This window comes from Vibrio sp. S9_S30 (assembly GCF_014694455.1).
In the GTDB taxonomy this organism is placed as follows: Bacteria; Pseudomonadota; Gammaproteobacteria; order Enterobacterales; family Vibrionaceae; genus Vibrio.
Genome location: NZ_JAAUWT010000004.1, coordinates 138525 through 151426, shown reverse-complemented (window position 1 = coordinate 151426; position 12902 = coordinate 138525). Strand labels below are relative to the sequence as shown.

General features: G+C 43.6%; 9 protein-coding genes. 3 read left to right on the top strand and 6 right to left on the bottom strand.

Translation table 11 applies throughout. The features are described from left to right. Nucleotides 1-38: 38 nt before the first annotated feature. The 5 genes from HC752_RS06305 to HC752_RS06285 form a co-directional block, all read right to left on the bottom strand. Nucleotides 39-716, bottom strand: a complete 678-nt coding sequence (locus HC752_RS06305) for an ABC transporter permease (RefSeq protein WP_190334287.1) — start codon at nucleotides 714-716, stop codon at nucleotides 39-41. A 4-nt stretch (nucleotides 717-720) separates the two neighbouring features. Continuing rightward, nucleotides 721-1461 carry an ABC transporter permease gene (locus HC752_RS06300; RefSeq protein WP_190334286.1) on the bottom strand — a complete coding sequence of 247 codons (741 nt, stop codon included), beginning with the start codon at nucleotides 1459-1461 and terminating at the stop codon, nucleotides 721-723. Nucleotides 1462-1585: 124 nt separating this feature from the next. Continuing rightward, nucleotides 1586-2353 carry an ABC transporter substrate-binding protein gene (locus HC752_RS06295; RefSeq protein WP_342029452.1) on the bottom strand — a complete coding sequence of 256 codons (768 nt, stop codon included), beginning with the start codon at nucleotides 2351-2353 and terminating at the stop codon, nucleotides 1586-1588. Nucleotides 2354-2463: 110 nt separating this feature from the next. Continuing rightward, the gene (locus HC752_RS06290; RefSeq protein ID WP_190334284.1) at nucleotides 2464-3234 is read right to left on the bottom strand and encodes an ABC transporter ATP-binding protein; all 771 of its coding nucleotides are present in this window, start codon (nucleotides 3232-3234) and stop codon (nucleotides 2464-2466) included. 312 nt (nucleotides 3235-3546) lie between these two features. Next, nucleotides 3547-4920, bottom strand: coding sequence for a hypothetical protein (locus HC752_RS06285; RefSeq protein WP_190334283.1), 1374 nt, complete (start codon nucleotides 4918-4920; stop codon nucleotides 3547-3549). A 538-nt stretch (nucleotides 4921-5458) separates the two neighbouring features. On the opposite strand from HC752_RS06285, the gene HC752_RS06280 reads away from it, so the two are divergent. Beyond that, nucleotides 5459-7003 carry a DUF3360 family protein gene (locus HC752_RS06280; protein WP_190334282.1) on the top strand — a complete coding sequence of 515 codons (1545 nt, stop codon included), beginning with the start codon at nucleotides 5459-5461 and terminating at the stop codon, nucleotides 7001-7003. A 308-nt stretch (nucleotides 7004-7311) separates the two neighbouring features. Beyond that, nucleotides 7312-9588, top strand: a complete 2277-nt coding sequence (pflB, locus tag HC752_RS06275) for a formate C-acetyltransferase (protein ID WP_190334281.1) — start codon at nucleotides 7312-7314, stop codon at nucleotides 9586-9588. Nucleotides 9589-9704: 116 nt separating this feature from the next. On the opposite strand, the gene HC752_RS06270 is transcribed toward pflB, so the two are convergent. Continuing rightward, nucleotides 9705-11585, bottom strand: a complete 1881-nt coding sequence (locus HC752_RS06270; protein ID WP_190334280.1) for a methyl-accepting chemotaxis protein — start codon at nucleotides 11583-11585, stop codon at nucleotides 9705-9707. A gap of 292 nt (nucleotides 11586-11877) precedes the next feature. Between HC752_RS06270 and HC752_RS06265 the strand changes: the two genes are divergently transcribed. After that, nucleotides 11878-12855: a lipid A deacylase LpxR family protein gene (locus HC752_RS06265; RefSeq protein ID WP_190334279.1), complete on the top strand. Its 978-nt coding sequence runs from the start codon at nucleotides 11878-11880 to the stop codon at nucleotides 12853-12855. The last annotated feature ends 47 nt before the right edge of the window (nucleotides 12856-12902 follow it).

Here is a 12902-nt window from a genome sequence, read left to right as displayed (position 1 = left end):
CTAATGCGGCTTTTTTGACAGGGCGTGAATAGAACGAATTAGGACAGCGGACGTAAATAAGCCAGAAATTTTTTCTCTGCGACTTTAAAACAACCCAAAATAATAAAGGTCAGACCCATATAGAAGAGCCCTGCCGTTAGAAATGATTCAAACGGAGCATAGTAGCGTGAGTTCACCAATCTTGCCGCCCCCGTTAAGTCTAAAATAGTTACAATGCCTGCCACAGCCGAGCCATGAAGCATAAAAATCACCTCATTACTGTATGCTGGCAATGCCCTTCTTAACGCACTCGGTAAAATGATTCTTCGGTATGTTTTCCAAGCACTCATTCCATACGCTTTTGCCGCTTCAACTTCGCCTTTAGGAAGTCCATTGATTGCACCACGTATGATTTCAGCGGTATAAGCCGACGTATTCAACACAAAGGCAACAAGCGCACAGAACCAAGCGTTTTCCCACAGCGTATCTTTCACAGGGAAGAACTGATCCATGCCATAATAAATCAGATAGAGCTGAACCAAGAGCGGGGTTCCACGAAAGAAATAAATGAACCCCCAAGAAGGCATACTGATCAGATAATTCGCGCTGTTACGCGCTACCGCTAAAGGTATCGCGACCATCAACCCAATAATCAGTGCCAAACCTACTAACCATACTGTGGTCCACAAACCTTCTAAGTAAACCGGGAAACTTTCTATTATCAATGAAAAGTCCATAGGATTACCTCGCGTGAATACTGAATTTTCGCTCTACAAGCTTAAGAAAGCCCGTAGATATGCTCGTAAAAATGAGGAAAATAACGGCAACGGTCATGTAAAAAGTGAACGGCATTTTGGTGGAGCCTGCGGCCAAAGAACTTACTCGAACCATATCTTCTAAACCAATAATCGATACCAGAGCCGTCGTTTTAAGCAATACGAGCCAGTTATTACCAAATCCGGGTAATGCGTGGCGAATCATTTGAGGCAATAAGATACGTCGAAACGCCAAAGCACTGCTCATACCATACGCCTTGCCGGCTTCAAGCTCCCCTTTGTCTACTGCCATGATGGCGCCACGGAATGTTTCAGCCATGTAAGCCCCGAATATAAACCCTATCGTCAATACACCAGCGACAAACGGGCTGACATCAATATAATCGGGCAGGTAGGACACCCATTCATGCTCAGGATTGCTCGACGTCATCCACTCATTCAGCCATTCATTGATCGAATATAGGCTATTGTTAAGCAGAATCTGACCGCCGAAGAAAATCAACATCATCAGTACAAGATCGGGGATGCCGCGGATGACGGTTGTGTATAGCGTCGCAATAGTACGCGCCCAGCGATAAGGTGCTAGTTTGGCGAGCGCCCCTAACATACCTAATACCATAGCGAGAATCAGTGATAGGATCGCGACTTCAATCGTGAGTAACGCGCCCTTTAATATCGAGACTTCGTATCCTTGAAGATCCAGCATATTTACATCCAGTAATACAGCGAGCTGAGAAGAAAGAATTAAGACCGTATTTTTTGAAGTAGCAGAGGCGAAGAAACCTCTGCTTTTATCGTCTCACTTTCTTGAATGAAGAGAAAAGTGAAAATTAGTCGCCGTATACGTCGTATTTGAAGTATTTAGCGGCAATATCTTGGTAAATGCCTTTTTCACGCAGCGACTTGATTGCATTATCAAGTTTAGCGGTAAGATCTTTATCTTGTTTGCGAACAGCGATACCAAAACCTTCACCAAACCACTTAGGATCGGTTAGAGAGGGGCCGACAAATTCATATGCATCGCCACCGTCTTTGTTGAGTACGCCTTCTTCCAGTGCAGATGCATCACCCAAAACCGACGCTATTCGACCGTTCGCCAAATCTAAATACGCTTCATCAAATGAGCCGTAACGCACAATCTCAACCGCTTTGTAATTGTCCGTTAGGTATTTGTCGTGCGTTGTCGCGCGCTGAACACCAATCTTCACACCATCAAGATTATCAAAGTTGATGTTGGCACCTTTTTTGGCAATGAATTTATTTGGAATCAGCGCATATTTGCCAGTGAAGTCAACTTTCTTTCTGCGTTCATCAGTGATCGACATCGCCGCAATGATTGCATCGTACTTACGTGCGAGGAGAGAAGGAATAATGCCATCCCAGTCTTGTGGAACGATTTTACATGTAACCGCCATTTCTTTACACAGAGCATTGGCCATATCCACATCGAAGCCCTTCAAGGAGCCATCGGCTTCTGTCCAACTAAACGGAGGATACGCGCCCTCAATTCCAAAACGGACTGTTTTCCAATCCTTTGCTTGAACAGTACCTGCAACAGCGGTTGCTGCTAATGTCGCAGCCAGTAACCATTTTTTCATTTCCATACTCCTGTGAATGGTTTCAAATATTGTGTTTACTTACTTTGGTGCTTAGTGACCAATTATTCTTAAATCAATACTTAAGCAAACAATACTTAAGCAAACAATGCTTAATAAATTGACGATATAAACTGCTGAAGCCGTTCGGACTCAGGGTTTGTAAATAGTTTAGATGGATCTCCCTGTTCTTCCACTAAGCCTTGATGCAAAAACATGACATGATTGGAAACATCACGGGCAAAAGCCATTTCGTGCGTAACGACGAGCATGGTTCTGCCCTCTTCGGCGAGATCACGCATCACCCCCAACACCTCACCGACAAGCTCGGGATCCAGTGCCGATGTTGGCTCATCAAAGAGCATCACTTCTGGGTCTACAGCCAGTGCTCTGGCGATTGCCGCGCGCTGCTGCTGCCCACCCGAAAGGTGACCAGGGTAATAATCTTTACGTTCGTAGAGACCAACTTTCTTCAGCAGTTCTTCTGCCTTGTCTTTCGCTTCTGATTTTGGAATGCCCAACACATGAACAGGTGCTTCCATGACATTTTCTAATACCGTCATGTGCGACCATAAGTTAAACCCTTGAAAAACCATCGCTAAACGAGAACGGATTCGTTGCACTTGTTTTTCATTTGCAGGCAGAGACTCGCCACGACGATTTTGCTTCATTTGGATCAGTTCACCATTTACCCATATTTCGCCGGCAGTAGGTGTCTCAAGCAGATTGATGCATCTAAGGAAGGTGCTCTTTCCTGAACCGGAAGAGCCAATAATTGAAATGACATCCCCTTTATAGGCTTCTAATGAAATGCCTTTTAAAACTTCGTTCTGACCGAATGTTTTGTGCAGTTCTTTTATATCCAGCGCGATTACGTCCTTCATGCGCTTTACTCCCTGTATTTTTTCGACTGCAAGGTACTCCGACCTCTCATTATGTTACAAGCTAGCATTCCAGAAACCTTCTTGCAACATATTATTAACCTTGAAAATTTCATTATTCAGACAATATAACTGAATAAGTATTCATCCACCAGACTTTATCTTCAACAAATCTGGATAATGATGTAAAAAGAGCCTCAATGATGAGGCTCTTAAAAATTAACTTGAGTCACACTCAAAATTAACACAGCACATTAATTAGCGATAAACACTATCTCATTTAGCGATAAGCACTATCTCATTTAGCGATAAGCACTATCTCGACACTTTCGTATAAGTTGAGTGGCTAAGTGTGTTCTTTTCATCGGCTAATTGATTTGGTAAACGCAATTCTCTTACTACATCAGCCTTACCAGTATCTGTCATGGCATAACGGACAAATTTGGGGGTGATAGAATTCACTTCAAACAAAGTGGTTTTGACATTTACGGCACTTGAAGGACCAAGGTTAGCCAAATTCAATTCAGGAATTTTAGTGTTGCCATGAGTCGAGTTCGAGTAAATAACATGGCTCAGTGTCGAGCCTGACGAATGTGTTTTGTCGTAGCTTGAACGTACAATGAACGTCTTTCCTGAGGTGGAAACCCCTTCATTAACGAAACTGTACCCTACACTGTCCTGTTGAATGGCGGGTGACGTATCGTTTAAGTTTAATGAGCTAGGGATTTGAATATCAAGCGAACTGCCAACAATACCGTTTACAGCAAAATCCCAATTAGTGGATGTCCTTCCATTGGCTCGATAGTTAAAGGTTAAGTCAGAGTTTGACTTTATATCGAATGAATTCGAAGAAGTCGAAGGGCTTTCCCACAAATAGTTATAGGGCGACTTGTGCATACTAATATCTATAGAAGACAGTGTATGTCCCGTTGTTAGTATCGAACCTGGAATGGTTTCTGTTAATGCCTCTATTTGCTTTACGTCCTCAAATGCATTAGGCGTCAAATTATCGACCATTGCATAACCAACTAAATCTGTGTTGTTGTATGCCCGCACCAACACAGCCTCTGTATTTAGAGATTGAGTTTCAAATGCATCTGAATTGATTCTTCCACTTGACTGAAGAATGGAATCATATTCGTAATCTGTAACAGTCAGACCAACTTTACCAACGGAAGCGTAACCTGTTTTATTATTTTTCGGAGCTTGGTTTGCAACGTAGCAATTTACCGACCCTTGGTTTCTTCCCACATTAATCACTTGGTTATTGATCAGGTCTTTTTGAATAGAAAGAACCCGATAATATGGATCCGCATTACTTGGTGAATCAATAATAGTCACAAAGCCTCCTGCAGGAACCTTGTTTTTGTCTAGTCGAAGAAGACCAGAGGAAGACACTGCAAGCTGGGTACTAATGGTGCCATCCGCATTATTGATTTGCACGCGAACATCGCGCGCTAAATTAGCATACGTATATTGCTTAGGAGACGCATTTTCATCTTGAGCAAATAAAGTACAGCCCGCTCTCTGAGTCGCCTGAGGGGGAGCGAGCTGGACAAACTGCAGATTAACGTAAGATGGTGACAATGGTTTGGTATTACTTCCTGTACTGCTCTTACTGCTGGAACCACAACCTGACATCACCATTGCTGCTGCGAAAGCAACAGCAGTATATTGAAACTTCTTCATGTTCTCTCCTAACAAAGCGGCAATTCGTTGCCACCTATTATTCCATTTCTCTACCTTAGAAAGTAACAGCAAGAACCGAGCCAAAAAAGTGTCACTGAAAATTGACAGGAATAGAGTGTGTTGCAACATTCAATATGTCCTAATGCTCATGCATGTGACTGTTCACTTTCTCATCCATCACATCACGTTAATGATAAGGATCATATTTTTATTCCCCAAGCTGATAGATGCTCGGCGTAACTTGTATTTTTCCGAAAACAACTGTAATTCGCTTACATAATTTGGTGCATGCACACGCATTATTAGCGCTATGATGTAGTTTGATTTCAACAATAACCTTTAAGTGATCAAGATCAATCATACTATATAACCCCATTGATAAACTCGGAACAAATACAAAAAACAACAACTTAATCAAGAAAAATTTCATATTGTGTAACACTAGCTCATATAGCTCGTGCCACAGATTAGCGAACACAACTGCAAGCAGTTGTTTCAGTGTTTAAAGAATTACTAACTTTAAGAAAACGAGGATTCTATGTCCGACGCCGTCCAAAAAGACAACTCAGATGCGATAGATGAAAAAAGCTATAGCGAACTGCATAGACCAGCTTCAGAATTCAACAGCCGCTCCGACTACCTAGATCACGAACTTCAAATCATGAAACCTCGCCGCTATGGTTTGAACCTACCTGGTCGCGACTTCCGCTTTGAACTTGAGGATCTTGTCCCTGCGTTAGCTGGCACCATTGGCATTATCGCGATGTACTCGGCTGTAATGATGTCGTGGGCAGATGGTCTTACTGCTGCTTGGGACCATGTTAATCTCGGTAAAGAGTTTGCCATTGAAGTTGCACGAGTAGAAATGCTCATTCCTGCTCTTCTTTTTTGTATTCTGGCCTCGGGGTTTATCAACCCTAGGGCAAACTTAGCTGGCAACCATGGTCCAATGATTCCGCTAATCGGTACGATTGCTCTTGCCGGTGCCCACCCTCTTGCTCTCGCTATTCTTCTCGGTGTCTTTGGTCTCCTTCTCAGTTACTTCAAGGGGGGGTCAAAACTGGTTAACCTCACCTCGCAAGGCACCGCCGGAGGGTTGCTCATATTTCTTGGTTTTACTGGAACCATGAGCCAAATTGGCTCAATTCAAAGTTGGGCGACGGGTTTGCAATCGGCAGAGGTCGCGGCTGGCAGCATGGGCTACGTTGGCTTAGTTGTGCTAGCCGTTACCATCGTTATTTACGCGTTTCTTGCCAAAATTAACATGCGTTGGTTAGCGATACCTGTATGTGCCGCTGTTGGCTTGGTGATTGCGTTAGCCTTAGGCGCGAGTTTTGACCTTAAATTTGAAACGGAAATGGGCTTACCTAATCTGAATCCTGTATATTGGTGGGGAAGCACAGAAACAGGTTGGCAATTAGGTTTACCTACCCTACAGCATTTCATTGCTTCGCTACCTTTCGCCATTCTAGCGGTTGCGATGTGGTCACCCGATTTCCTAGGACACCGAATTTTCCAAGAACTGAACTACCCAAAACGGACGAATAAAGTGCTGATGGATGTCGATGACACCATGACGATGTGTTCAATTCGCCAAATGGTAGGTACAGCAGTCGGTGGCGGAAACATCACTTCTTCTTGGGGTACGTACATGATCCCAGCCGCCATTGCTAAACGACCAATCCCTGCTGGTGCTATCTTGCTCGGCTCGTTGTGTATTATCGTTGCTATTCTTGGCTTCCCAATGGATGTTGCTGTATGGCCCCCCGTTATGCGAGTCGCATTGTTAGTTGGTGTATTCCTTCCACTTCTTGAAGCAGGCATGCAAATGGTCAAAGACACCAAAGATTCACAAGCGGCAGGTATCTGTATTTTTGGTAGCGCGGTTGTTAACCCTGTTCTCGCATGGGCGATCACCATGTTGCTAGATAACAACGGGCTTATTGGTGACAAAGAACGCTCAAAAAAACTTTCTTTTATCGACAGAGTTGTGATCCCTGGTGGTGTACTCATTATATGTCTAGTTGCTATGCTTGCCGTTGGTATGCTAGAAAGCCAGTATGGGCTTAAAGCTTGGTTATAAATTCAAATATTTTGTGGGTAGCAAGCTTTGCTACCCACTTTTTATTAACTTTTTTTGATTTTTATTGATTTAGTTTAAGGTTTTCAAATTTTTTTTAACCTAATCTAAGAAACGAAGTCAGCAGAATCTTCAATTTCTGGATGTGTAACTAGAAAAGAATAACCAGTGACAACATGCATGGTTTCACGAGAAAAAATAGAGACTATTCATATTGTTATTAATTAGAGTGTACTGCTCCTTAAGAAAAGGATCGCTGACTCAACGGCGAAGACAGTACGGTTTTTTACTACTAAAAAGGTAGGTATGTCATGGCAGAGCAATTTGCTAAAGCTTGGGAAGGTTTTGCTGAAGGTGACTGGCAAAACGAAGTTAACGTTCGTGATTTCATTCAGAAGAACTATACACCATATGAAGGCGACGAATCTTTCCTAGTATCTGAAGGCACTGAAGCGACTAATCAGCTTTGGGCTAAAGTAATGGAAGGCATTAAGCTAGAAAACAGCACTCACGCTCCTGTTGATTTCGACACTTCTGTTATCTCTACCATCACTTCACACGATGCGGGTTACATCAACAAAGATCTTGAGACTATCGTAGGTCTCCAAACAGAAGCTCCGCTTAAGCGCGCAATCATGCCTAATGGTGGTGTGCGTATGATCGAAGGTTCTTGTAAAGCATACGGTCGTACGCTTGACCCACAAGTTTCTAAAATCTACTCAGAGTACCGCAAAACGCATAACCAAGGTGTTTTTGATGTTTACTCTCCAGACATCCTAAAATGTCGTAAATCGGGTGTTCTAACTGGTCTTCCAGATGCATATGGTCGTGGCCGTATCATCGGTGATTACCGTCGTGTCGCTCTATACGGCGTAGACTTCCTAATGAAAGACAAAGTCGCCCAGTTCCACTCTACTCAAGAGAAACTAGAAGATGGCGACGATCTACAGATGACGATGCAATTGCGTGAAGAGCTTCAAGAGCAGCATCGCGCGCTAGGTCAAATGAAAGAGATGGCAGCCTCCTACGGCTTCGATATTTCTGGCCCTGCGACAACGGCTCAAGAAGCGATTCAGTGGACTTATTTTGGCTACCTAGCTGCTGTTAAATCTCAGAACGGAGCCGCAATGTCTCTGGGTCGTACTTCTACGTTCCTAGACGTTTACGTTGAGCGTGATATCGCAGCGGGTCTCATCACGGAAGAACAAGCTCAGGAAATGATCGACCACTTCGTAATGAAGCTGCGTATGGTTCGCTTCCTACGTACCCCTGAGTACGATGAGCTATTCTCTGGCGACCCTATCTGGGCGACCGAATCTATGGGTGGTATGGGCGTCGATGGTCGTACGCTGGTTACACGTACTAACTTCCGTTTCCTAAACACACTGTACACGATGGGGCCTTCTCCAGAGCCAAACATCACTGTACTTTGGTCTGAGCAGCTACCTGACGGCTTCAAAAAGTTCTGTGCGAAGGTATCTATCGATACCTCTTCTATCCAGTACGAAAATGACGACCTTATGCGTCCAGATTTCGACAACGATGATTACGCTATCGCATGTTGTGTTTCTCCAATGATCATTGGTAAGCACATGCAGTTCTTTGGCGCTCGTGCCAACCTTGCTAAGACACTTCTTTACGTAATCAACGGTGGTGTTGATGAGAAACTGAAGATGCAGGTTGGTCCGAAGAGTGAGCCAATGACCGAAGAATACCTAGACTTTGATAAAGTGTGGGCTGGTCTAGACAACCTAATGGATTGGCTAGCTAAACAATACGTGACTGCGCTAAACGCTATCCACTACTCGCACGACAAGTACAGCTATGAAGCCGCTTTGATGGCTCTTCATGATCGCGATGTTCGCCGTACTATGGCTTGTGGTATCGCTGGTCTTTCTGTTGCTGCCGATTCTCTGTCAGCAATTAAGCACGCTAAAGTTAAACCTGTGCGTGATGAAGACGGTGTAGCCATCGACTTCGAGATCGAAGGTGATTACCCTAAATTTGGTAACAACGACGCTCGCGTTGATGACATGGCTTGTGCGCTTGTCTCTAGCTTCATGGGTAAAATCCGTAAGCTGAAGACTTACCGCAACGCAGTGCCGACTCAGTCTATCCTTACCATTACCTCAAACGTGGTATACGGCAAGAAGACAGGGACTACGCCAGATGGTCGTAAAGCAGGTGCTCCTTTTGCACCAGGCGCAAACCCAATGCACGGTCGCGATGAGAAAGGCGCAGTCGCCTCTCTAACATCTGTAGGTAAACTGCCGTTTGCTGATGCGAAAGATGGCATCTCTTACACGTTCTCTATCGTGCCAAATGCGCTTGGTAAAGAAGAAAGCTCTCAGCGCGCTAACCTTGCAGGTCTAATGGATGGTTACTTCCATCATGAAGCCGGCATTGAAGGCGGTCAGCACTTAAACGTAAATGTTCTTAACCGCGAAACATTAGAAGATGCGGTTAAGCACCCAGAGAATTACCCTCAGTTAACAATCCGTGTATCGGGTTATGCTGTTCGTTTCAACTCTCTAACGACTGAGCAGCAGAAAGATGTTATTGCTCGTACTTTCACTGAATCTCTGTAATCACTGAGTGAAAAAATACCAGCCCCCGCAAATGCGGGGGCTTTTTTTGGGTCACAGTCACTTAAACCAGAAAAATCATGGTCAATAAGGCGTTAAGCTCCCCAATTGCGAATTCCCTAAACGGCAAATTGGTTGCATTCTTTAATTAATACATCAGAACGTTCATCTACTCGGCTGCTTACCTCTCTAAGCTGCGCGTTGTTTTCTTCTATCGTTTTCATTGAGGATGATATTTGAGACATGCTATCAGCCATAGATTGACTCGTGGTAGCAAGTTCTTTGATGGACAATGAGATTCGTTCGGTTTGCTCGGTTGCCTCTGACACTTGTTCAGTAATCAGCTTCAACGCCTCCATCGCTTCGTGACCTTTTTCTCTGCCTTGCTGCATGGACGTTTCAGACTGCCCAATATATTGGATCACTTCTGCACTCTCTTTTTTCATGGTCTCGATCGTACCGGATATTTCTGCGACGGCATCAACGGTTCTCACCGCAAGGCTTCGTACTTCATCTGCCACAACAGCAAAACCTCTTCCTTGCTCTCCTGCCCTAGCGGCTTCAATTGCCGCATTTAACGCAAGCAAATTAGTTTGTTCCGCAATACCATTAATAATATCCATTACAGAATCGACCTTCGCCGAAGCATCTTCCAATGCTTTTATGTGTGTCGAGGCACTCCCAAGAATTTTCCCAATATCCTCAATAGAATCAATAGCACTGGTAATGACTGTTGCGCCCTGTTGAGCTGAGTCGCTGGATTTTTCACTCACTTGTACGACTAAATCCAAACTGCTCGATACTTCTTGCGTAGTCACGCTTACTTCTTCGGTTGCTGAAGCCAATACTTGAGTTTGACCTACAACATCATGCTGGCTTACGACCAATTCATCCAATCCGGAATTCAGTTCATTTGCGTTAGATGCTAGAGCATGACTGCTGTGCTGTACGCCTTTAACCAACTCACCCAAATTTTCACAGGCTTGGTTAATGTTAAGTGCTAAACGATTGAATTCATCATTCTTATTGCTTGAAACGGGCATTCTTTGGGATAAGTCCCCGTTAGAGATAAGCTCTAATATCGCCGTTACCCTTTTCAACGCTCGTGATATAGACATGTTCTGCGATACAAAAATAAATAGAGTAAACAGAGCTAGAAATAAACAAGCAACCAATGTAGAAAATCGCACCGTAGAAGAGGTCTGTTGAGCTGCCTGCCCAAATTCCGCACTGATCACATTCATTTTCTCGCCTAATTGCCTTACCACCGCTTGCACATCTCTCTGCCTTTGAAAGAGTGATTGCTCTACGGACTCAAGTTCAACGGACAATTCGCTGACACGGGCAGAGTACTCTTTAAATAACTCCACTTCCTTTTCATAAAGATCGAGCATGGCGTATGAATTTGACATATTGATAAACATCGCCAAAGCGCGATTGAAGAATTTGAGGTTCTCTTCGTTGGGTTGTAACAGATAAGTTTGCTGGGTTTTTACCATATTCTGAAAATCAGAATTGATGCTCACCATTCCAGTTTCGGCAATTTTTGCCTCTATAGTGCTGGCCAATTGCTTGAGATCACCCAGCTTTCCGTCATCAACATTAAACCCCATCTCTTGCCTGATCGCTAACCACGGAACTAATGCGTCTTGATATGCCGATATAGATTTAATGAAGTTTTCCGCTCCATCGTGTAGCCCAACTTCGGCTAAAATTGCCTTTTTCCTCGATGCCTTTTGAGAGATATCATTAAGCATTGAGTTAATCTCTTCGACCTGCTCTCCGGTCATATTGTTTAAGCGAGCGGCCAGCTCCAATAAACTGATTTGAGTTTGACCGATTTCGGCAACACCTTCATGGATAAACCCCTGATTTTGATACTGTTGCGTTACTGAGCCTATCTTTATCGAAATAAACACCAACAAACCAGCAAAACCTACCATCAATGCCGCTAGGTACATCCATACTTTTTGTTTTTGTGAGAGCGCAAAACTAGTCATTACTCCCTCCTCTTTTTGGGAAATTGACACCAACCAATTAAATATTGGCACTTGTGTTGTTCGGAAAAACTGTCGGGTATACGACGATACTGTAGTTTAAGATACTGTAGTTTAATTTACATTTTTCTAACATTTGGCTAATGATAATTTCATCATTAGATATGCAAAAACTCAACACATGTCTCTTTTTACAAAAAGATTTTCCCATCCACTTACTTGATTTATTGCATAAAAATCCGAAAAGTTTCACATTGCACACTTTGAGTTTATTCATGTAGGAGTCGACATTGATATGAAGACTGTTTGGCTACCCATTACTTTTGCGCTGCTGTTTACCGTGGCTACGCAAGCTAAGACGCAACTATCACTCACCATGGACAACGATTCTCTTGTAAGGAGTGATGAAGATTACAGCAGTGGTATTCAGCTAGGTATCCTGTCTGAATTGAATTCAAACGGATCCCGTGAACAGAGCCATAACTTGGGCTCTATCGGCTTTGGGGATGAGGATGCTCGCTACTATTGGAATCTAAACCTTGGACAGAAACTATGGACTCCCATTGATATTGAATCCGCCACGCCAAAGATGGATGAGCGCCCCTATTCTGGAATCAGTTTCATTAGTGGTTCTTTGATCGCAAGAACAAGCGAAAAGCACCAAACCTTTCACGTTATGCTCGGAACAATGGGAAAAAATGCCCAAGCAGATTCAGCTCAAGTTTTTGTTCATGACCTGATAGGCTCTGCTCGCCCTCAAGGCTGGGCATACCAAATTGAAGAACCTTGGGTTTACCAATTGAAGTACACACAACAAAACTTGCTTCATAGAAATGCTGGTTATTTTGAATCTCAAGAATCCGAAGTCAGCTGGATTAACAGAATTGCATTAGGAAATTTTCGATCCGAACTAGGCAGTGGCGTAATGTGGCGGATGGGTACGGCACTGACCAATACTTTTGGTTCTGCCGACATTCAATATGACAACCCAGCGCATCGGCTCCATTTAGATTATGACCACTCAGGATGGTTCGTTTTTACTGGATTAGAAGCTCGATACCGCTTTAATGACATCACCATTACAGGTAAGCGTCCTCCGCAAGTTCCACCTGTTTCTGTAACTCACTTACAGTCCACCGCAGTTTTAGGTGCTCTAGCACACTATAAAGAGGTGGGGATATCGCTCACTTATGCCTTAAAAACGCCAGATTTTAACGAGGATCAGGCACGTTTCCATGCTAACGGTTCCGTTTCTTTGTTTTGGATATTTTGATGTTTTTTATACCTTTATCATTGAAAATCATTGTAAACAGCTATCAT

Excerpts from the sequence above, each read along its gene's own strand:
- pflB (WP_190334281.1), top strand. The coding sequence starts at position 7,312 with ATGGCAGAGCAATTTGCTAAAGCTTGGGAAGGTTTTGCTGAAGGTGAC.
- HC752_RS06295 (WP_342029452.1), bottom strand. The coding sequence starts at position 2,353 with ATGAAAAAATGGTTACTGGCTGCGACATTAGCAGCAACCGCTGTTGCA.
- HC752_RS06305 (WP_190334287.1), bottom strand. The coding sequence starts at position 716 with ATGGACTTTTCATTGATAATAGAAAGTTTCCCGGTTTACTTAGAAGGT.
- HC752_RS06300 (WP_190334286.1), bottom strand. The coding sequence starts at position 1,461 with ATGCTGGATCTTCAAGGATACGAAGTCTCGATATTAAAGGGCGCGTTA.
- HC752_RS06285 (WP_190334283.1), bottom strand. The coding sequence starts at position 4,920 with ATGAAGAAGTTTCAATATACTGCTGTTGCTTTCGCAGCAGCAATGGTG.
- HC752_RS06270 (WP_190334280.1), bottom strand. The coding sequence starts at position 11,585 with ATGACTAGTTTTGCGCTCTCACAAAAACAAAAAGTATGGATGTACCTA.
- HC752_RS06265 (WP_190334279.1), top strand. The coding sequence starts at position 11,878 with ATGAAGACTGTTTGGCTACCCATTACTTTTGCGCTGCTGTTTACCGTG.
- HC752_RS06280 (WP_190334282.1), top strand. The coding sequence starts at position 5,459 with ATGTCCGACGCCGTCCAAAAAGACAACTCAGATGCGATAGATGAAAAA.
- HC752_RS06290 (WP_190334284.1), bottom strand. The coding sequence starts at position 3,234 with ATGAAGGACGTAATCGCGCTGGATATAAAAGAACTGCACAAAACATTC.